Below are 22,592 nucleotides of genomic sequence, written 5' to 3' on the forward strand. Positions count from 1 at the left end.
ACTTTTTTATGAAAAAATGGCAAAAAGCCGCACTTTCTTTTGGACTGGCATCGGCGCTTGTTGTGCCAAGTCTGGCTCAAGCGACAACGTTGCCGCCGCTGGAACAGTGGAAAAAGCAGCCGTACAATGTCGTCAAAGCGCCGCTTGCGTACAAGCAGTTAGAGGATGCGCAAAGCCAAATTAGCGAAGATACGCTGATCATCAAGTACAAGGAAAAAATTCCTGCAAGCGTGCATCGCAGCCTTGGTGCGAACGTGAAAAAATCGTTTCCGCAGCTTGGCTATGATGTCGTGACGGTGCAAAAGGGAAAAACGTTGCAAGAAGTAGCGCGCAACTATGCCAAACTCAAAGCAGTAACGAGCGTGACCCCAAGTTTTACATACAAGAAGCTCGGAACAAACGATCCGAAAAAAGACAAAATGTACCCGCTAGCGCTCTTGCAAATTGACAAAGCACTTCAGCTGGCAGGAAAGCATAGCGTCACCGTTGCGGTGATCGACACAGGCGTAGATATGAAACATCCGGATTTAAAAGCAAAAGTATTACCTTCATACAACGCCGCAAACCCAGCAGACCCAGGGATAAAAGAATATCACGGCACGCATGTGGCGGGAATTATCGGTGCGAGCGCCAATAACGGTGTCGGTGCGCACGGCATCAACCCTAATGTAAAAATTTTGCCAATTGACGTCTTTAGCGGCGGTTATGGCGCTAGCGATTACGTGATCGCCCAAGGCATTTTGTATGCGATTGAAAAAGGAGCAAAAGTCATCAACATGAGCCTCGGCGGCTATTTCAACTCGCCGATTTTAGAAGAAGCCGTGAAAAAAGCGATTGACGCTGGCGTTACGGTTGTCGCCGCGGCTGGAAATGACGCAACGGACATGTACTCCATCCCTGCTTCGTACGAAGGAGTCATCAGCGTCGGAGCGACCGACAGCCAAAATCATTTAGCCGAGTTTTCCAACTACGGTCCATCGGTTGACCTTGTCGCTCCAGGCGTTGACGTGTACAGCCCGCTATACGATTATGCGAAAGGATCAACCTTCGCTGAATTAAGCGGAACATCAATGGCGTCGCCAATTGTCGCTGGAGTTGCTTCGCTCATTTTATCGAAATATCCGAACTTAAAACCGTATGAAGTCGAAGCGATTTTAGAGCGCACCGCAACTGATTTAGGCGAAAAAGGATATGACTTAAAATATGGCAACGGTCTTGTCAATCCAGTGGCGGCGTTGCAGTATGACATTAAAAAATTGCCGAAAAAAGAAAATTGGAACGACGAAACGATTCTCGGAAAAGCGCTCCCAGTGAACCTTGCCGATGAGCCATTTACAAAAACAGGCCGTTTCACGGCACCTGAGGAAATCCATTGGGTGAAGGTTGAATTGCAAGCAGGTGAAAGCGTGCAAGCCGTTCTCGAAGGAGCGAAAGATTACGATTATAAATTGGTGCTGCGCTTCTATCCGGAAGGAAAGAAAAAATCGGATAAACCGATCAATGTCAATGATTCGCGCGCAGGCGAAGTAGAAGGAAAACTATTTACCGCCAAAGAGAACGGTACGCTTGTGATCGGAGCGGCCGATGCCAACGGCAACTACAGCCTGCAAGGAAAGTCATCGTACACGCTCACATTGCAAAAATTTGCTGAACTTGCTGACGATGGCGTAACGAAAGAAAATCCGCTTGTGATTGAGCAGCTTCCGTTTGATATGGATGGATTGACATTCCTGCCTGAACAAGACGCAAAAGAAGCGGATAAAGACTACTTTACATTGACGGTAACCGAACCGACGACCGTGAAGTTGAACCTTTCCGCCGTTCCGGGTGTGAACTCGTCGTTAGGGGTGTACTTTGCTGAAGAGTTTTACCGCGCAGCGGAAGAGCAAAAATACAAACCTTATCCGATGTTTGTTTCTAACGGAAACGGCAGCGGCCAAGGCGAAACGCTCACGTTTGAAGCGATGCCGGGAATGGAATACATCATTGAAGCATCAAGCGAACCGATCGAAGATTTTTGGTATTACTATGTGTATTTATTTGATTCACTAGGCAGCCAAGACGAAAAAGAACTTCCAGCATCCGCGATTCCGTACCGTTTAACGGCGGAAGCAGTCACGGTTACAGAAGATGAAGACGGCTACCCAATGCGCGAAAAGCCAATGGAAGAAATGCCGACGATGACTGAAGAGGCAAAAGTAGAACAACAAGCGAAAAGACCAAGCGCGATCATTATCGAAGAAGGAGAATGGCGCTATTTTGACAAAGAAGAAGTGAGCCAAATTAAAGAAAAGGCGCTTTCGTACAACATCGGGGAAGAAAAATCAGGTTTGATTCAATTTAGCGGCGACCGCGATTTTTATACATTCTCCGTTGATGAAACGGCGATTTATCAATTTACATTTAATACACCAAGCGACATGATGCCGTGGGCGACGATTTATGAGTACGATGAGAAAAAAGATGATCTCTACCCAGTTGCTTATTACTATAGTTATGATTACTTTACAGGGAAGAAACAACCATCCTTAACGCTCGTGTTGGAAAAAGAAAAAGTATATTATCTTGAAATGGCGGATGAGCGCTATCAGCCAGTAGCGGATCCGTACACATTGACATCGAAAAAATTAATGAATGCGCCAAAAGATGCGAATGAAAAGAATAACGAGCCAGTTCAAGCGACCGTTGTCGAGCTAAACAAAGCGAAAACAGGCAACTTCGTTCTACCGAATGATGTCGACATTTACTATTATAAACATCGCCAAGCAGACGAAATTTTTGCCTTCTCCGCTCGCCCAAGCAAGCTTGATTCAACGTTGCCAGACGAATTGCGCGGCATACTCATTCCGATCGTCACGGTCGTGGAAGATACAAACGGAAACATGGTGATCGACAAAGATGAAGCAGGCAAAGCGATTACGTTCTTCCCAACCGGATGGAATCCGTTATACGATGTAAACGGCTCGTTTAAGGCGAAAAAGGATATCGGTTATTTCTTCGTTACAGAAGGTTTGATGTCCGAAGGCATATCGCTCCAGTCGTATCAATTTGCGCTTCATACGTTGAACAAGAAAGATGAAGATGCGAAATCCGTTGTGAAAAACAACGTGCCGTCTAAACCATTAAGCTTCAAAAAAGAAGGAAGTGTGTATAAGGCGACAGGCTATATGAACGTCGGAGTGGACTATGGCGACAAAGACTACTATGCGTTCACGGTCGCAAAAGATGCAAAAGTGACGGTGAAACTGGATGGACCGGGTACGATGGACGGAGTCGTGACGATTTACAATCAAAAAGGAGAGATCGTCCAATCGTTTGATTACTACGGCGAAGGGGATGCGGAAATCGGCACGCTTACATTGAAAAAAGGAAAATATTATGTCGTGGTCGAAGATGCCTTTGCCCGCCCGAGCACACAGCCATACACGCTCTCTATTTCAGTGAAATAAATGAAAAAAGCTGCTCCACATGCGTTTCGCATGCTGGGGCAGCTTTTTTTCATCCACTCCTGCTTGTTTTTCCGTTTCGCTATGCTACTATGAAACTAGGAAAACAGCAAGGAGGGGGCTTTGTTGCGAAAGGTTGTTTCGATTCTTTTTTTCTTTTTGTTTGCTTTGGTTGGAGGAAAGATGGTCGATGCGCACGTCGTCGACTTAACGAATAAAGCTCAAGCGCAAGCGAACTACGAAGATTATTATCCGCTCATTGCGCGCTACACGGGAACGAGCGGGGTGACATTTGAAAGCTACAGCATCAAATGGCGCACGGAACAACTGAAGGCGCTGGAGGCAGAGCTGCTGAAAAACAAACACGGGGCTGAGCTCTCTCTTCTTGACCGCGTTGTGATTTTCCCGGACTATCCCGCGGGGGAGAATGTGCTCGGTCAATATTTTGTTCAATATCAAGTCGGCACAAAGCTGTCGCTTTTGCCTAATCGCTACATTCATTTATATGGCGGAAATGATTTTACGACCCCAGCAGCGATGGCAACGACGCTGTCGCATGAATACGGACATCATTTTACGTATTACTACTTATTAAATAAGGAACAGTTGCGCCCAACCGATTGGCTTCGTTCACAATACGCGAGCGCGCGCGAATTGTTTCGCTATCCATCGGTTCATGCGGACGGAAGCGGGGCGTATGAATGGTACATGCCAGAAATTTTGGCGGAAGATTACGTCCAGCTGTTCGGTTCGCCGAATGCGTTAAAAGGGCATATGCAAATGAATGTTGAATTGCCGACGCCGTTTGAATTGCCAGCCTTGCAAGCCTATTGGGGCAAGCGGCTTGGAAGCGAATACGCCGAGAAAAAGCCGCTTTCGCTTTTGTTGACAAACTACGCGCTGAATCCATTGAACGCTTCTTATTATAATTTGCGTTTTTATTTCTACAGCCCGCAAGCAAGCGCCTATTTGAACGCGCAAGACGGAGCGGGCCGCTATGCATCCGTTTATGTCGATACCTTTTCGATCGGCTTGAACGAAAAATGGTACGACCCTTCTAAATTAAGTAGCAGCGTTTCTTGGCTGTTTCGCAAAGATTTTGTTGAAAGTGTATTATTCCGCGCGGTCCAGCCGATGTCAAAAGGCTTTAACCGCGGTTCAACGACATTAAAAATCGACTATCGCAACATTGCAGCGAGCGTCAGCACTCCTCCGCCTTTACCTGACAATACGGATGAAGAAAACAACGCGGATGAAGAAGGGCAGCGTCCGCTTTTCCCTGACATCACCGATGCGGAATTGCAGAAGGCGGCACAATTTTTATATGAACGCGGCATTGTTGCCGGATACCCAGATGGGACGTTTCGTCCAAACGACAAACTGCTCCGCCGTCATGCGGCACTTATGCTGATTCGCGAATTGGGACTCACGCTTCCAAACGGCTATCAGATGAAAGCAACGGATGTGAAACCGAGCGATCCGTGGTATAAGGAAATGGCTATCGCCGAAGCGCATGGATTGCTGGCGGGATATGACGGAAAACTGCGTCCGAACGAATATATCACGCGCGCGCAGATGGCAGCGATTCTGACCCGCGCGTATGCAAATGTCTACGAACAGCCGACGACGAATCGCTCATTTGTCGACGTTTCGCCATCCTTTTGGGCGTATGGGGCCATCAACATCCTCGCCCATAACGGCATCACGATCAACGATCCGTTCCATCCAAACGACATCGTCACACGCGGCCAATTTGCTTTATTTTTAAAACGGACGGTGGAGAAAAAACAATAGCCACGAGGGTTGTCCCTCGTGGCTATTTTACGTTCATCGCTCGATAGAAGAAGACGGCAAACTGTGCACGCGTCACTGTTTCTTTCGGACGGAAATGGCCGTTTTCATCTCCTTCAGCAATCCCCGCATCCGCCAATCGGTGAATGAAATCATACGCCCAATATTGCGGATCGATATCGGTGAAGGTGATTTCCCTTTCGCCGCGCTTAAGTTGGAAAGCGCGTGTGAATAAAACGGCTACTTCTTCACGCGTCAATGCTTCATCTGGTCGATACGCATCATCATTAGCGGAAATGATTCCTTCTTTGACAAGCGCATTGATCGCTCCGACCGCCCAATGATCGCTTGGGACGTCTTTAAACGTCTGCTTCCGATCGTTCATTTTTAAGTTTAAATATTCCGCTAACATTCCCGCTGCTTCTGCGCGCGTCATCGCTTCATCCGGCTTGAAATAACTTTTTTCATAGCCTAGCATTCTTTCTTCTTTTGCTAGTGCTTCGATTTCTTTCTCTGCCCAAAATTGATCAGACACATCGTGAAACTCGCCAAGCTTCTTTTCATATGCCAATACGCGTCTGGCTCCTATGTATCGCGGTCCCCAGTAATATGGATCGTTCAAGTTTGAGATCAAAACCCCTTTGGATGAATCGGCGTGGATAAAGCGATCGTTGCCGATGTAAATGCCCGTATGCGAGGGGCCTTTTTTATATGTTTCAAAGAAAACGAGATCCCCCACGCGCAGCTCGCTCTTTTTCACCGTTTTTCCTTGTTTGTACTGCCCGGCTGTCGACCGCGCCAACTCCACATCGAGCTCTTTCATCACATAACGCGTAAATCCAGAGCAATCAAAACCTTTCTCCGAACTGCCGCCAAACTGATACGGCACGCCGATGTACTTTTTTGTAAGCGGTAACAATTTGTTGTAATTTTGTTCCGACGCAAAGGCAAAGGTGGGGAGAGAAAGAAGAAAGGAAGTGATAAGCAACATTCGTTTCATAGACGGTTCCCTCACTTTTTATGCAATTTTCAAATTATTCAATTGATTGCTATATGGTTTAAAGTGTACCATAGAATGTAGAAAAATAACTTTACAGTTATGTAACAAAAGTTTTGACAAAAATTATGCAATTGGATATTGAAATTAGTGGGGAATTAAGTAAAATGAGGGATAGGTGGAAGACTACATCTAAATAGGTCGTAAAGACCAATGGAGATAAACCATTCTAAAAATGGTTGACTTTATCTTTGGAAAAAATTATAATGTTCCTTGTAGTCGTTCACCCGCTAAGTTTAAGAGATTGATAGATTACATACTCTCTTAAATTTAGTTTAGTTAAATAGAATTAAATCAAGGGAGGAAAATAGTCGATGGCTTACCAACCGAAGTCTTATCGCAAATTTTTAGCTGGTACAGTCTCTGCGGCAGTTGTTGCCTCAGCGGTTGCACCAGTAGCAGCAGCGTCTTTCAAAGACGTGCCAGCAGACAACGTTCATGCTGATGACATCAACACACTTGTTGAAAAAGGTTACATCAAAGGTTATCCAGACGGAACATTCAAACCAAACAACTCTTTAACTCGCGGTGAAGCAGCGATCATCTTCGCACGCATTTTAAAAGATAAAGGCGTGGAAGTTCCTGCTGACAAAAATGCGTTCCCTGACGTTCCAGCTGACCATCCAAACACAGAGTTAGTTGAAGCGTTAGCGATCGTAAAAGCAGCAGGCGTTATGACTGGTGACGAAAAAGGCAACTTCAATCCAAACGCAAAAATCACACGCGAACAAATGGCAAAAGTGCTTGTTGAAGCGTTCGGATTAACAAAACCAGCAGATTTCGTATCTAACGTAACAGACTTAGACCAAGCAGCTCCTTGGGCACGTGAATATATCCAAGTTTTAGACGCAACAGATGTAACGTTAAACACTGAGTTCATGCCTAAGAAGAACGTGACTCGCGCTCAATTCGCATCATTCGTTGTTCGCGCATTGAACGTAGGAGTAACAGCAGCTGACATCCAAGAAGTGAAATTCGTCGATGAAAATACATTAGAAGTAACATTCAACGGTGAATTAAAAGAAGTAAAAGCAGAAGACTTTGCGATTGAAGGCGTTGAAATCGAGTCTGTATCAATCAAAGCTGCAGCAGCTGCAGAAGCAAAAACAACAGTTGTTGTGATCAAAACTAAAACAAAATTAGAAGAAGGCAAATCTTACACAATTTCTTACAAAGGCCAAACTTCTGAAAAAGCAAAAGTAGAAGTGCCTGTAATCACACCAGCTGTTGAAAGTGTAAGTGCGATTAACGCTAAACAAATTGAAGTTAAATTTAACGTACCTGTTGAAAAAACAACTGCACTAAATAAAGATAACTATAAAATCCAAACAAATATTGATGCATCAGCTGTAGCTTTAACAACAAAGGATGCAACAGCTAGTGTTGAATTATCTGCGGACGGTAAGACTGTAACTATTACTACTTCAACTGCAATTAACACTAAATTGGGTATTAGTGCAGGTACACCGTTTAAGTTTACAGTTGAAAACCTAAAAAGTGCTAAAGGAAAAGAAATTGAGAAGTATACTACAACTCTAGTTTCTGATGATAAAGTAGCTCCAACACTTGTAAATGTAACAGCTACAGCTAAGTCAACTACAACTAAAGTTACTTTAGAATTTAGTGAGCCTGTGCAAACAACTGGTGCTATTGCATATGTTGATGGAGAAGCTGCAACTGTTCAAGCAGGTTCAAAGCCAAATGAAATTGTTCTTACTACTGCTCAAACACTAAGTGCTAACAAAACATATGAATTAACATTATTAAACTTTAAAGATTTTGCAGATAACTTCTTGAAGGAAAATCCAACTACTACTAAGTTTACAGTTGTAGCTGATACAGTAGCTCCTGTAGTTCAAGAGGTTAAAGTAGTTCGTGATAATCTAATTGAAGTTACTTTTGATAAAGCAATGGATGTAACTACGTTTGCTGGTAATACTCGTGTACTTGACTTAAATGGTATTGCAAGAATTACTAACGTTGTAGCTACAGCGAAGTCTGGTACTGGTGGAAAAACTATCCGCTTAGATCTACAAGGCACTGTTCCATTTAATGACAACAACACATTTGTTGGTACGCTAGTATTAGGGGACGGCATCAAAGATGTGAACGGTAATGCTAAAGTAGCTACTAGTCATAGTGTAACTATTACTAAAGATACTGTGCGTCCAGTTATTACAGGAACTACGTATGTAGCACCAGGTGGACAATATTCAGGTTCAACTTATAATAATGGTGCAATTGTTGTTAAATTCAGTGAGGAAGTTGGTTTTGCAACGTCAACTGATATTAAGTTAATTACATCTACTGGAGTGGATACTTCTTCAAGTCTTAATATTGCTGGTAGATTAGTTAACTCTAACGATCGTGCAGAAGTTATTATTCCATTAACAGGTGGTTTAACTGCTGGAGACTATACATTACGTATTGGTAATGATGTAGTAAAAGATTTATCTACTCAAGCTAACAAAAACATTGCAGCTACAACTACAGTAAAAGTCGACTCATCTTCAGATAAAACAAAACCTGTAGTAAGTGCTACTCCTGTATCTGTAACAGCTGCAACTAACCAAACTAGTGGTTCAACTATCGTAATTAACATGACTGACAACGTAGGATTAGACCTTGCTACAGTACAAAATGTGAATAACTACCTATTAAATGGTAAGCCGTTACCATCAGGAAGTTATATTACTATTCGTCACAACGGTTTAAGCTCAGATACAGCAGCAACAAATATTGATGTAACAATCAATATTCCTGCGCAGTCTATCACTAAAGATGGTAGCTATACACTTAACATCACCAATATTAAAGATAAAGCTGGTAATACAGCAGATCCTAAAGTTGCTACTGTATCATTATTATTAGATGATGTTTCTCCTGAGCTTAAGACAGCTACTATTTCTAGCAACGGTTTACTCGTGCTAGGATTTACAGAAGATGTTAATACTGTAACAACAGGTACATCAGCTGACTTCCAATTCGTAATTAACGGTACGGAAGTTAATGTTGCAAACAATTCTCGCTTCTTAACATTTGCAAATGGTACAGGAACAGATGATGGTAAATATGTGGTAACATTCACTGCGAAAGTAGATGCAGGTGCTGATAATAACGTTGCAACTACTGCAGATAACCGTTTATTCTTAGATGTTGATGGGGATGGCACATACAATACTGGAGACATCTTGCTACAAACTGGTACCACTAAGGCAGTTGGAACAACTACTCTTGACTTAAATCTTCTCTCTTCATTAAAAGTTAAGGTAGTTGGCAATACTACTGTAAAAGATAGAAGCACTCTTGCTAACCCAATTAAAGTTGGTACAGAAATTACAGTTAAGTAATTTGGTTACAAAATTAATATTTAAAGAGGGTTACCGCTATCTTGGTGGTAACTCTCTTTTTTATGGGATATTATGCTAAATGTTGAGGCGTGAATTTTAAGATTATTGAATAATAATAACCGATTTGAAAATTACGATGCCTAAGGGATTATGGATAAGTAATGAATGTTATTTCGTCTGACTAAAAATATCCATGAATTTTGTCGAATTTCTTGTTATAATAGAATATGTTGATAAATAATGAAATTTTTGTAGGAAGGTAGACCTGCTATATGGAAATTAAGGAAAGTTATGTGCGTTATATAGTTATAGGAATGATCATCGTGATTATGCTGGGCTTCGGGTATGCTCATATAGCTGGTAAAAAGCAAGACGAGCAATACTTAAAGTCATATAATCAATTCAACCAGGCTGTTCAGTTGATAGCAAATAATCAGTTTTTAGAGGCAAAACCATTATTAAAAGAGATCGAGAGAAAGCATCCTAACTCTGCTCTTGTGAAACATTATCTTGGGTTGGCTCTCGCTAATACAGGGGAGCTGAAACCAGCAATTACAAAGATGAAAGCAGCTTTAGATTTGAATCCATATTTAGCAGAAAATCCGATTTTCATGCTACAATTTGCAGAAATATTGACGTTTGCAGGCGAAAAAAAAGAAGCTCAGCTTGTGCTCGAACGTTGCAAAACATTATCGCCCCCTGCGAATATACCTGATTATCAGCAAAAGGTTGATGCGTTGATACAGGAAACTTTGTAAAAGAAAGGGAAGTAAAAAATGGGTGATATTTACGATATTTACTACAAGATGAATGTACCTCGGGATGAACATGAGGATCAATTAGCACGTGAGCGGGTAGATCGCTGGATTTTCATTGCGATGCTAGCTACTATTGCGATAGTACCGCTCCTTGTTGGAGGTCATGTAACGGAGTTTGTCAGCCCGTTAATTACTGAAAAAAGTTTGCTCACTACGGGAAGAAAAGGAGATATTTTTAACTACTATAAATTTGTGTTTTTATTAATTGCAACTTCTTTGGTTGTCAGTTTGTTCTTATATAAATTGTTATTTTTAAACTACATCCTACCTAAACGGTCAATTTTATGGTTCTTTTTCATTTTTGCTTTAGGAATCGTTGTATCTACCGTTTTTGCGCCATATAAAACACTTGCTTTGTATGGACAACCAGGTCGGTCAGATGGAGCTCTGTCTTATATTTGTTATTTGCTGCTTATGTTTGTGGCGATGCACATTCAGTATCCAAAAAAGGCTGTTTCCTATGTATTGTATTCTCTTTACCCTTTCGTTTTAATCAACTTTACATTATCAATCATGAATTTTTTAGGACACGATGCGCTTACATATAAAGTAGTGAAAAACGCCATAACCGCTTTCTTGCCGGAAGGTGCCAAATTAGCGGAAAGATCACAGTTGTTGGGTACATTAGACCAATGGAACTTTATGAGCGGTATGTTTGGCGTGATGACGGTTATGTATCTCGCATGGGCTATCATTGACAAACATCTTTTAAGACGGCTTTTTAATCTGTTCGTTGCGCTTATTTCATTTGCGATTGTACTGATGTCCGTATCCACGAGCGGATTTTTAACGATTATTCTATTATTGCCATTCTTATTTTTCTTAGCATTTAAATCAAGCAACAAAAAAATCGCCTTAACTTTTATGATCGTATTTTTAGTGGCCAGCATACCGATCTTACATGTGTTGGCATCAAAAAATCCCAAAGTGTGGAGTGAGTCCGTCGGCTTTTTGATTAAACATAATCCTTATGAACAAAGTGCGCCTTCAGCGATGGTTCCTGTGCAGCCAATAAAAGGTTTTGTGCTTACTTCCAAAGTATATGCTGCTGAAAATGAAGGGTTCTCTTTACCGGAGCTTCCAGAACCGGGGGTAGCCGCTGGTTCAGGACGTCTTTATATATGGAAAAAAACGTTAGAGATCACGATGGATCGTTTCATTGTCGGATATGGTCTTGATACGCTTCCATACCATTTTCCGCAAGACGATATTGAAAAAAGAGCTGGTTTAGGTACGCAAAATGTTGTTGTCGATAAACCGCATAACATCTATATCGGCATTCTGTATGGAACAGGTATCATTGGTTTCATCGGTTTTATCGGCCTTGTGTTGATGACATTATGGAAAATTGGTCAAGAGTTTTGGACGTTTGAAAAAATGCAAAATGCAACAATTGTGTTTGGTTTTGCCTGGGTAGCTTATTTAATTCAGTCATTATTTAACGATACATTACCGGGGACAGCAGCGCCATTATGGGCACTTGCTGGTATCATGCTTGCTCTCATGTATCAACATGAACAAAGTGAAAAAGAGATCAATAGTAAATAAGGAGTATGGTTATGGAAGAGACAATTAGCTTACGAGAATTAGTAGAAATCATTTTAAAAGGAAAATGGCTGATTGCGATTATCACAGCAGTTGCCGTGCTTATTGCGGCATTAGCGAGTTTTGTATTAATAGATCCTGTTTATTCAGCGAAAGCAACGGTTTCCATAAATAATGGATTAGTGCCTGGAAAGCAGCAGGGAGAAACGGATAGCTATTTTAATGAAATCATTACACCGGCCGCTTATATCGAACGCGTAAAATCGCCGCAAGTCATTGAAGCAGCGATTAAAAAAAGCGGTCTTGAAAAATACAATGTAAAACAAGTTGAGTCTAATTTAACGATTGAAAGTGTCCAAAACACAAATCTCGTGCATATTACGTTAAAAGGCACAAACCCTTCTGATGTCAAAAAAATGCTTGATTCCATTTTGCTGGCTGTGAAAGAATCATTATTTACAGAAATTCAAAAAAGAATTAAAGAAGACAGCGACCATTTTGCTGCACAGGCAAAAATAGAAAAAGAAAAACTGGAGCGATTGCTAAAAGAGTATCGCCAAAAAGCACAAGTATTGCAACTGCCGCCATCACTTTTACTCGATGCAGTCATTTCTTACAATAACCAATATATCATTAACTTAGATCAAGCGCGTTTACAAGGAGTTTCATCTATTACAGAAAAAGACTTAATTTCTTTAAATGAATTAAGCAACGAAATTAAATCTTCTTCTGATATTTATCGCGAATATTTAGCGAAAGAACAGCAATTACAAGCATTTGCGAAAAATTTCTCTGTTGATAATAAAGTATTGACTATTTCGGCTCCAGTCAAGCCTGAAACGCCAGACTCGCCTAAACCGTTGTTAAACATCGCCATTGCGTTTGTGGTCAGTTTAATGACTAGTATTGGGGTAGTGTTCTTTCGACATTATTGGCAGGAGTCAAAGTAAAGATTTTTTCATTAACGAAAAACAAATTTTGGTGAAGACCGATCTAATAGTGAGATTCAACACCCTCCTTTCCTGTCTATCCTAGTGATGACAGGAAAGGGGGTTTTTTTATGCACACTTAAATATAGTGGAACGAATTTAGGATTGGATGAAAGAGAGGATGATTGCCAATTTGGTTTCATCGAAATTGCGAAGAGTTGTGCGAATCGATCGTTTTGTTTTTGAAGTATCTTTTTCATTCAATGAATTGGAAAGAATATGCCGGAATTTTAGATAATATAAACCATTATTGTTTACATATTCTTTATATGCTATTATATAGATGTGTTTGTAGGTTATTGGAGAATTCGGTCGAAATATGAAATAAATTGTATGATTGTCTTTTCACTTTATTTGAATACGATTGCATCAGGTTTGTTTTAAACAAATATGTTTCAAACATATTTGTTTTTTTCTATGTTTTTGTGGTGTCTAGCAACGCAAGCTACACGAGCTTGCTTTACTTTTTGAACGATGATGTCTAGCTTCGTCGTCTAACTCTCTTCTGCCAAATAATCTTCACTCTTGAAGTGTAAGCACTTCCGCTGTCGAAGAACATTTTGGTTTCGAAGGAGTTAGGATGGCGAAATTGGGCGACTCAGTTTTTCGGTGATGTCTCCTTACCGTTATCAATGGAGGCACTCGGCCATGCTGTGGGTGAGGACGATGACGGTCCGTTCACCTTAGACGCTAGTCGTCGAGGGTGTGGCGTGAGGGCGGGTTAGATGCCCGGTTCTCATAAATATTTAATGACAAAGCATATGCATATATATGTTTTGTCATTAAATATTTAGCTTCGATTTCAAATGAAGGGAGACGCAGACATTGGCGTATCGAACAAGATTAACATTTTTAGTTTTACTCGATTCACTCATTGTTTTAACAGCTATCTATTTCAGTCTTTTTACACTTCATCCGAATGTAAACATATTGAAATATAAGCCCGTGCTTTTATCGGCAGTGGTTCTTCTCGGCAGTCATCATATGTTTGCTTTTATTTATGGTCTCTATCATAAAGCGTGGGAGTATGCAAGTATCGGAGAATTAACAGCAATCGTAAAGGCCGTTACCTTTTCTATTATGACAACGTCCGTTGTACAATGGTTCATATATCAAGATATTTACGTTCGCGCCTTGGCAATTACGTGGATGATTCATATTCTTCTTATCGGAGGATCGCGCCTCGTTTGGCGGGTGTACCGTGATCACCATATAAAACCGGCAACGGCAAAGAAGCGTACGCTCATTATCGGAGCAGGGGCGGCAGGAACGATGGTCACTCGACAATTATTGAACAATCATGAAGCAGAGTTACAACCGGTTGCCTTTATCGATGATGATCCAAATAAACAAAAACTCCATTTTTACGGTGTTCCAGTCGTCGGAAGTACAGAGGATATTGAAAAAATTGTCGAGTTATTACATATCGATCATATTGTCATTGCCATTCCATCATTAACACAGAAACAACTGAACCGCATATTTAACGAATGTACAAAAACAAAAGCAAAAACACAAATTGTTCCTAAACTTGAAGATATTGTAACAGGGAAAGTATCTGTCAGTCAATTTCGAGATGTCCAAGTAGAAGACTTGTTAGGACGTGAACCTGTCGAATTAGACATCGAAAGCATTTCTAGCTATATCAAAGATAAAGTCATTCTTGTTACTGGTGCAGGCGGTTCGATCGGTTCCGAAATTTGCCGACAAGTATGTCGGTTTAACCCGAAAAAAATTGTCCTCCTAGGTCATGGCGAAAATAGCATTTATCAAATTGATATGGAACTCCGCAATACATATAAAGACCAGGTTGAAATCGTTCCTGTCATCGGCGACATTCAAGACCGTGATCGCATGTTTGAAGTCATGGAAGAACATCGACCGCATGTCGTCTACCATGCAGCAGCACATAAGCACGTTCCATTGATGGAATATAACCCAAAAGAAGCGGTAAAAAACAATATTTTCGGTACAAAGAACGTCGCCGAAGCCGCCGATACATTTGGTGTTGAGACCTTTGTGTTAATCTCAACAGACAAAGCTGTTAACCCGACTAACGTAATGGGCGCGACAAAACGAATTGCTGAAATGATTATTCAGCAACTCGACAAAAAAAGCAAAACGAAGTTTGTCGCCGTTCGTTTCGGAAACGTACTCGGAAGCCGTGGCAGCGTCATTCCATTATTTAAAAAGCAAATTCAAGCCGGTGGTCCTGTCACCGTCACCCATCCAGACATGACACGCTACTTTATGACCATTCCAGAAGCGTCACAACTTGTTATTCAAGCTGGGGCACTCGCGAAAGGCGGGGAAATCTTCGTCCTTGACATGGGTGAGCCGGTGAAGATTGTGGATCTAGCGAAAAATCTTATTAAGTTATCAGGATACACTGTTGAAGAGATTGGCATTGAATTTACAGGAATTCGCCCAGGGGAGAAGATGTTTGAAGAGCTTCTGAATGAGAATGAAGTGCACCCAGAGCAGATTTTCCCGAAAATTTATGTAGGAAAATCAGTAGATATTGATGAAAAGATGTTCACGGAGCTTTTATTTGATATTGAAAGAACAAAAGACCAAAATAAGCTAAAAGAAAAATTGCTTTATTTTTCTAATTTTAAAATATTAACTAACACAAAGCAGAGAGATAAAATATCCTTCATAATTTAATAATAATGATAAAATTTTTTAAGATTGTAAGGTGTAAATAAAATGCTAAGACATATTATTAATTATATACCTGCAAAAATTGTGCCCGGAATGGTAAATTTTTTAGCATTAGCTATTTATGCGAGAATATTAACAGATGCTGAATATGGGAGATACTCGATTGTAATAGCTTCGACATCAATGGTACAAACTATTTTCTTTGCATGGATACGAATGGGATTAGAAAGGTATCTACAACATTATAAAACAAAAGGTCAACTAGAGATTTTTCTAACTAATGTTAGAATAAATTTTATATTAGTTTCTATTATAGTGAGTGTTTTATGGTTAACAATTGTATCCATGTTACCTTTAAGTCTGGAGCTAAAGGAATCTCTTTTTATCGGGTTGCCTCTAGCAATTATACAGTCGTATTATGAACAGACATTGTCTACCTATCGTGCGGAGCTAAACTCTAAAAGATATTCTTATTTATCTATTTTTCGATCATTATTAATTTTCCCCTTTTCTCTGTTTTTTATTTATATTTTACGTTTTAATGAGCAGGGAATATTATTGGGGATAATTTTGGGAAATTTATTTCCTTTATTAATTAGTGTCTTGGTTGGTCAAAAATATAAATTAAATTTATCTTGTATTGATATGGGGATAAATAGAAATTTATTGTACTATGGAGCGCCATTAACTATTACTTTTTTGTTGAGTTTTATAATTTCTACCTCTGATCGCTTTATTATACAGTATATCTTAGGAGTGGAGGCTGTAGGCATTTATTCTATTGCTTATGATTTGGTAACTCAAGTATTAACAATGATTTTTATGATTATTAACTTAGCAGCATATCCTATTATTATAAAGGAAATAGAAAGTAAGCCGTTATCTGAAGTAAAGGAAAGAATTAATCAATATGGACTTATTTCATTTGGTGTTATGTTCCCAAGTGTGACTGGATTTATAATGTTATCTCCATTTATAGCAGAATTAATTCTTGGAGATACATCCAATAATGAAGTTAAAGTAAGTATATTAAAATGGATTGCTTTTTCTACATTAATAATGGGGATTAAATCTTATTTTGTAGATTTTTCATATCAATTAGGAAAAAAAACATATTTACAAATATGGTCTAGCCTAGTAGCCGCCTTGTCTAATATAATATTAAACTTTTTACTAATACCAAAATATAAAGTTATGGGAGCGGTTTATGCTACGGTTTTTTCATATATTTTAGGGTTGATTATTAGTATAGTTATAGGTCAAAAAGTTTTTTCTTTAAAAATAGATATTAAGGAAATTACCAAAATAATTTTTGCTTCTGTTATTTTAATTTTCTCTTTATATATAACCCCTTTTGATTCGGTGAATTTGTTGAATTTTGTTATTAATATACTAATAGGGATTCTAGCTTATTCTGTGGTTGTAATTTATTTGAATATAGGAAATATTAGAGGAATTTTTAATAGAGATATCTTTAACTTTATCAAAAACAACTAGGTGAAATAAAATGAAAATTGTATTTATTTTACTTTGTTTATTAGGTATGTTTTATTTTGTAATTAAAAAAAGGCATTTTGATTTTTTTTCAATTGCGTTTTTTTCAACCTTAATTTATTTTATGCCAGGATTTTTTGGTTATGTATTAGAGCCTGGAAGTAATTTTTATAAACCAATAATCACTAAAACATATTTTACTATGATCTTAGTTATTATATTTATCATTATTACAGCTATTCTATTCGATTTTATGTATGTGAAAAAAAAAATAAAATTAGAGATTTCGGGTATTAATAAAAGTGTATACGTGATTGTTTTTTTAGCGTTAGTAGGATTTATTTTATCTTTGATCACTATTGGTCCACAGTTATTGTCACCAGATAAAGGTATTATTTTAGAAAATATAAATCGTTGGCAATTATTATGGGTGACATCTTCTATAGTTGGATGCATTGTTTCTTATTTACAGAAAAAAAAGTTATTATTTGTAATATGCCTAATTTTGCTATTAATAGATATGTATATAGGCTTTAGAGTTAATTTAGCAATAACCTTGATAGCATTATTAGTTATAAAATTTTCTAAAGGCAATTATAGAACAGTGTTAATAAAAAAATGGAAATGGATATTAAGTGGGGTACTTGTATCTATTCTGTTCTTTATTTACAAACCTATATATAGGTTTGTGAAAATAGGTGATTGGGGAACGATTAAACATCTGTTAACAGATCTAAATTTTTATTTATATTCATTAAGTAAATCTGAACCATTTTATATTCAGACAATATTAAATGAAGTTAACAGAATTGAATATCATATTGGGCTCAGCCATTTTCAATCAATAATTTATCAATTTATATTATTTGCTCCGCAGCTTGGTGCTGAAATTAAATCTTTTAATTCAATTTTTCAAAGCGAGTTATTTCCTTCCGTAACCTGGGGAATGGGAAATAATATCTGGGCTGAAATGATTAGTAGTGGCGGATTCCCATTATTACTATTTTTCCTTTTGATATATTGCTCCTTTATATATATAGGAAATTATTGTTTTTTATCAATTGATAATCCCGTGGTTAAAGGAACTTTATCTATTGTTTTAACTTATTTTACTTTTTATATTCATCGAAATGAATTACTTTATATGGTAAATTTGTCTAAACGAATATTATTTATTGTAATTATTGGTGTATTAGTTTCTATGATATTTTCCAAAAGGAAGCATTATAAAAATAAACTTTAAGAACGGAATGTCGGGGTTAGAATATGTGCGGAATATTAGGTTTTCTTAACAAATCGAAAAAATTTAAAAAATATGAATCTGAAATAATTATTAAGAAAATGCTAGATAGCATATACCATAGAGGACCAGATGGTTTTGGGATCTGGTCTAACACTCAAGGAAATTTATTTTTAGGGCATAGACGTTTGTCAATAATAGACTTGAGTTCTAACGGTAAGCAACCAATGACCAGTAAAACTGGTAGGTTCACCATAACATTTAATGGTGAGATATATAATTTTGATGAGATTAGAAAAGAAATTTTAAAAGTAAATAATTATAGGTTTGAGAGTAACACAGATACAGAAGTTATTCTGGCTGCTTGCGAGACATGGGGAATATTACAATCGTTAAAAAAATTTATAGGTATGTTTGCTATTGCGCTTTTTGACGACAAAGAAAACTGTCTATATCTTATAAGAGATCGATTAGGAGAAAAACCTTTATATTATGGTTGGCAAGGAGATTCATTTATTTTTGCTTCAGAATTAAAGGCTTTTAGAGAACATATAGACTTTAAAGGTAAAATTGATAGAGATGTTCTATCCTTATATTTTAAGTATAATTATATCCCATCTCCTTTTTCTATTTATAAGGATATCTACAAATTACCACCAGCATCAGTTTTGAAAATGGATTTAACGACATATGAGTATAAAATTTTTAAATATTGGGATATTGATACTACAAATAAATTTGATACTTCTTATAGTGATGAAGAATTAATAGAACAGTTAGAAAAGTTAATTTTACAATCTGTAAGGAGACAAATGCTTTCTTCTGATGTTCCTATTGGAGCATTTTTGTCAGGTGGAGTAGATTCATCTACAATTGTCGCTTTGATGCAATCTTTAAGTGATAAACCGATCAATACTTTTTCAATTGGTTTTTTTGAAAAAGACTATAATGAGGCGAATTTTGCTAGGGATGTAGCTAAGTATTTAGGAACTAATCATACGGAACTATACGTAGAACCTCATAAAACGTATGATATTATTCAAAAAATAGCTACCTACTATGATGAACCATTTGCAGATTCCTCCCAAGTTCCAACTTTTTTAGTTAGTCAGTTAGCAAAAAAGGACGTCACTGTAGTCCTATCCGGAGACGGTGGAGATGAATTATTTGGGGGATATACAAGATATTTGCTTATAAATGACTTCTGGAAAAAAATCAATTATATTCCTTTATCGTTAAGAAAAGTAATGGCTAAAACAATAAATCTAGTTGAAAGTCTTCAAATTCAAAAATTTCTTGATTCTTCTATTCAAAAGAAAATGTATCAAATTTTTCGTGGAGCTGATTTGTTAACCATTAAATATCCAGAAGAGCTATACAATCATTTTGTATCAAGTTGGAATCAATCTAATGAAATTGTGTTAGGGTCAAAACCTATAGATGCCTTTATTACTTCAGCTGAAGTAGGTTCACTAGCTAGACAATTGTCTTTTTATGAATGGATGATGTTCGTCGATTTAAACATGTATCTTCCTGATGATATTTTGGTAAAGGTAGATAGAGCGAGTATGGCTGTAAGTTTAGAGACTCGGGTTCCTTTGCTAGATCACAATATTGTAGAATTTGCATGGAAACTTCCTTTTAACCAAAAAGTTCGAGGCAATACAAGTAAATGGATTTTAAAACAAATAATGTACAAGTATTTGCCAAAAGAATTAATGGACAGGCCAAAAAAAGGTTTTGGTGTGCCCGTTGGACAATGGATTAAAGGACCACTAAGAGAATGGGCTGAAGACTTATTAAATGAGAAAACATTAAAAGAACAGGGATTTTTAAATACTAAAATAGTAAGAGAAAAATGGGAAGAGCATCTTTTAGGGATAAGGAATTTGCAGCCTCAGCTATGGAGTATATTAATGTTTCAATCATGGTTAAAAGAAAATCAGTAATAGGTGTTTTATATGAAAAAAATAAAGTTGATGTTATTAGCTCCCTCACTTAGGGGCGGGGGATCGGAAAGAGTTATGTTAAATTTGATAAAAAATTTTGATCGTAGAGTTTTTGATTTATATTTTGTATTAGTAAAAAAAGAAGGACCATATGAGAAAGAGATTCCCAACGATGTACAAGTGTTTGATTTAAACTGTCGAAGAACTCTGAAAGCTTGGAGATCGTTAATCAAATGTATAGATATTATTAAACCGGATGTAATTTTATCGACGGCTTCACAGTTAAATATCCTACTTTTAATGATTAAACCATTAATACCTAAGAAGACAAAAATTATTATAAGAGAGGGAAGTATACCTTCGGAAAATATTCAATCTAATAGAATTTTATGGAGATATTTGTACAGAAAATATTATAATCAGGCAGATGTGATTATATGTCAATCTAGTTTTATGAAAAAAGATTTAGTAGATAATTTTAAGGTTGATAGATCGAAAATTAAGTGTATTTATAATCCTGTTAATTTTGAAAATATTAATATGCTTATTAAAGAGAAGAAAAATCCTTATCTAAACTATAATAAAAATCTGCAATGTATAAACATTTTAACTGTTGGAAGATTAAGTAGTGAGAAGGGACATAGGGAGCTAATTAAAAGCATACCATTATTAAAAATGAAAAGATCAAATGCAAATTTATTTATTTTAGGTGAAGGTCCATTAAAGAATGAACTTTTTTCATTAGTTAGAGAATTGAATCTAGAAGATTGTGTTTATTTTGTAGGATTTCAGAAAAATCCCTTTGTATGGATGAAGTATGCAGACCTTTTCATTTTACCTTCAAAGTATGAAGGATTACCTAATGCTTTGTTAGAAGCAATAGCTTGCCAAGTACCAGTAATTGTAACGAATCATCCTGGCGGCACAAAGGAGATAATGAAAATTACTCAACAAACTCATCGCATTATCGATGAGTTTACTTGGGATGATTGGTGGTTTGAAAAACCTACTAAAAAAACATATGAAATATTAGAAGAAAATTTTAATATCTTAAAAATTGTTAATAAATATGAGAGTCTAATATTAGAACTTTTTGAGGTTAGAAAAAATGGGGAAAATTAAGGTTGTAAATTTAATATCAGGATTGAATACTGGTGGAGCGGAGACAGCGTTGTATAAATTAGTTTCTAATATTGATAGAAATTTATTTAATCCAGTTGTTATTTCTATGATGGATGAAGGAACAATAGGAGTAAAGTTAAAAGAAGCCGGAATTCCAGTATACACTTTAAACATGAAAAGAGGTATGTTTAGTTTCCGATCCTTGTTAAAGCTAATTAAAATATTAAGACAGGAGAAACCACATATTTTACAAACTTGGATGTATCATGCTGATTTTGTTGGTGCTTTAATTAAAATAATGTTTCCAAAGACAAAACTTGTTTGGAACATTAGGCATAGTTATTTCCATAAAGGTATAGATAAAAAAAGTACTATAATGATTGCAAAAATTTGTGCTAAACTATCTTATTTTAGTCATGTAGACAATATTATATGTTGCTCCCAAGCTGCTTATAATTCCCATACTGAATATGGTTATTGTAAGAAAAAAATGATTGTTATTCCTAATGGATTTGATTTAGAGAAATACAGGCCTTCTAGAGATGAGAGAATTAAGATATTAAATGAACTTGGTCTACCTACGTCATCATTTATTATAGGACATGTAGGTCGCTTTCATCCCCTAAAAAACCATGAGTATATAATCACCGCATGTAAAAAAATTGAAGAGGAATATAAAAATGTCCATTTTATATTATGTGGGAAAGATGTAGATAGAAATAATAGACAATTAATGCATTGGATACAACAAAAGGGAGTAAAAAATATTCATTTACTAGGGCAAAGAAACGATATTTTTAAAGTTATGAATTGTTTTGATTTATTTATCCTTCCTTCTAAAAGTGAAGGTTTTCCTAACGTTTTAGGAGAAGCCATGGCTTGTGAGGTTCCATGTATTGTTACAAATGTTGGTGATTCAGCCTATATAGTAGCTGACACAGGCTTTTCAATACCAATTAATGTAGAAGAGTTGGTTAAGGCAATTAAAAAATTTATTAAATTACCAGAAGAGGAAAAACGAAGAATGGGGAAAAAAGCAAGAATACGAGTAATTGAAGAGTTTGATTTGATTAAAATAGTAAAAAAATATGAGGATTTATATAAAAATCTAATTAAAAAAGGATGAT

Annotated in this window: 13 protein-coding genes; 12 read left to right on the forward strand and 1 reads right to left on the reverse strand. The window is 37.3% G+C overall.

Going from position 1 to position 22,592, the window contains the following annotated elements; all coding sequences use genetic code 11:
• Nucleotides 1-8: 8 nt before the first annotated feature.
• Both EDD69_RS02735 and EDD69_RS02740 read left to right on the forward strand, forming a co-directional pair.
• Nucleotides 9-3,449, forward strand: a complete 3,441-nt coding sequence (locus EDD69_RS02735; protein ID WP_132947415.1) for a S8 family serine peptidase — start codon at nt 9-11, stop codon at nt 3,447-3,449.
• Between the two features lie 123 nt (nt 3,450-3,572).
• The gene (locus EDD69_RS02740) at nt 3,573-5,240 is read left to right on the forward strand and encodes an S-layer homology domain-containing protein (protein WP_132947416.1); all 1,668 of its coding nucleotides are present in this window, start codon (nt 3,573-3,575) and stop codon (nt 5,238-5,240) included.
• 22 nt (nt 5,241-5,262) lie between these two features.
• On the opposite strand, the gene EDD69_RS02745 is transcribed toward EDD69_RS02740, so the two are convergent.
• Nucleotides 5,263-6,237 carry a C40 family peptidase gene (locus EDD69_RS02745; protein ID WP_132947417.1) on the reverse strand — a complete coding sequence of 325 codons (975 nt, stop codon included), beginning with the start codon at nt 6,235-6,237 and terminating at the stop codon, nt 5,263-5,265.
• A 371-nt stretch (nt 6,238-6,608) separates the two neighbouring features.
• Between EDD69_RS02745 and EDD69_RS02750 the strand changes: the two genes are divergently transcribed.
• The 10 genes from EDD69_RS02750 (at nt 6,609) to EDD69_RS02795 (ending at nt 22,591) form a co-directional block, all read left to right on the forward strand.
• A complete protein-coding gene (locus EDD69_RS02750; RefSeq protein WP_132947418.1) occupies nt 6,609-9,644 on the forward strand; it encodes an S-layer homology domain-containing protein in 3,036 nt (1,011 codons plus the stop codon).
• A gap of 272 nt (nt 9,645-9,916) precedes the next feature.
• Nucleotides 9,917-10,402: a tetratricopeptide repeat protein gene (locus EDD69_RS02755; protein ID WP_132947419.1), complete on the forward strand. Its 486-nt coding sequence runs from the start codon at nt 9,917-9,919 to the stop codon at nt 10,400-10,402.
• Between the two features lie 18 nt (nt 10,403-10,420).
• The gene (locus EDD69_RS02760) at nt 10,421-12,010 is read left to right on the forward strand and encodes an O-antigen ligase family protein (RefSeq protein WP_132947420.1); all 1,590 of its coding nucleotides are present in this window, start codon (nt 10,421-10,423) and stop codon (nt 12,008-12,010) included.
• Nucleotides 12,011-12,021: 11 nt separating this feature from the next.
• Complete coding sequence (locus EDD69_RS02765) at nt 12,022-12,957, forward strand: Wzz/FepE/Etk N-terminal domain-containing protein (RefSeq protein ID WP_165871708.1); 936 nt, start codon at nt 12,022-12,024, stop codon at nt 12,955-12,957.
• 864 nt (nt 12,958-13,821) lie between these two features.
• Nucleotides 13,822-15,663 carry a polysaccharide biosynthesis protein gene (locus tag EDD69_RS02770; RefSeq protein WP_132947422.1) on the forward strand — a complete coding sequence of 614 codons (1,842 nt, stop codon included), beginning with the start codon at nt 13,822-13,824 and terminating at the stop codon, nt 15,661-15,663.
• A gap of 42 nt (nt 15,664-15,705) precedes the next feature.
• Nucleotides 15,706-17,157 (forward strand): lipopolysaccharide biosynthesis protein, encoded by a 1,452-nt coding sequence (locus EDD69_RS02775; protein WP_132947423.1) that lies wholly within the window; start codon nt 15,706-15,708, stop codon nt 17,155-17,157.
• Nucleotides 17,158-17,167: 10 nt separating this feature from the next.
• Nucleotides 17,168-18,397 carry a hypothetical protein gene (locus EDD69_RS02780; protein WP_132947424.1) on the forward strand — a complete coding sequence of 410 codons (1,230 nt, stop codon included), beginning with the start codon at nt 17,168-17,170 and terminating at the stop codon, nt 18,395-18,397.
• Nucleotides 18,398-18,420: 23 nt separating this feature from the next.
• Nucleotides 18,421-20,343, forward strand: a complete 1,923-nt coding sequence (gene asnB, locus EDD69_RS02785) for an asparagine synthase (glutamine-hydrolyzing) (protein WP_132947425.1) — start codon at nt 18,421-18,423, stop codon at nt 20,341-20,343.
• A 12-nt stretch (nt 20,344-20,355) separates the two neighbouring features.
• Nucleotides 20,356-21,465 carry a glycosyltransferase gene (locus EDD69_RS02790; protein WP_132947426.1) on the forward strand — a complete coding sequence of 370 codons (1,110 nt, stop codon included), beginning with the start codon at nt 20,356-20,358 and terminating at the stop codon, nt 21,463-21,465.
• Nucleotides 21,452-22,591 carry a glycosyltransferase family 4 protein gene (locus tag EDD69_RS02795; RefSeq protein WP_132947427.1) on the forward strand — a complete coding sequence of 380 codons (1,140 nt, stop codon included), beginning with the start codon at nt 21,452-21,454 and terminating at the stop codon, nt 22,589-22,591. Before EDD69_RS02790 ends, EDD69_RS02795 begins: the two co-directional genes overlap by 14 nt.
• The last annotated feature ends 1 nt before the right edge of the window (nt 22,592 follow it).

This window comes from Thermolongibacillus altinsuensis (assembly GCF_004341205.1).
Lineage (GTDB): Bacteria > Bacillota > Bacilli > Bacillales > Anoxybacillaceae > Thermolongibacillus > Thermolongibacillus altinsuensis.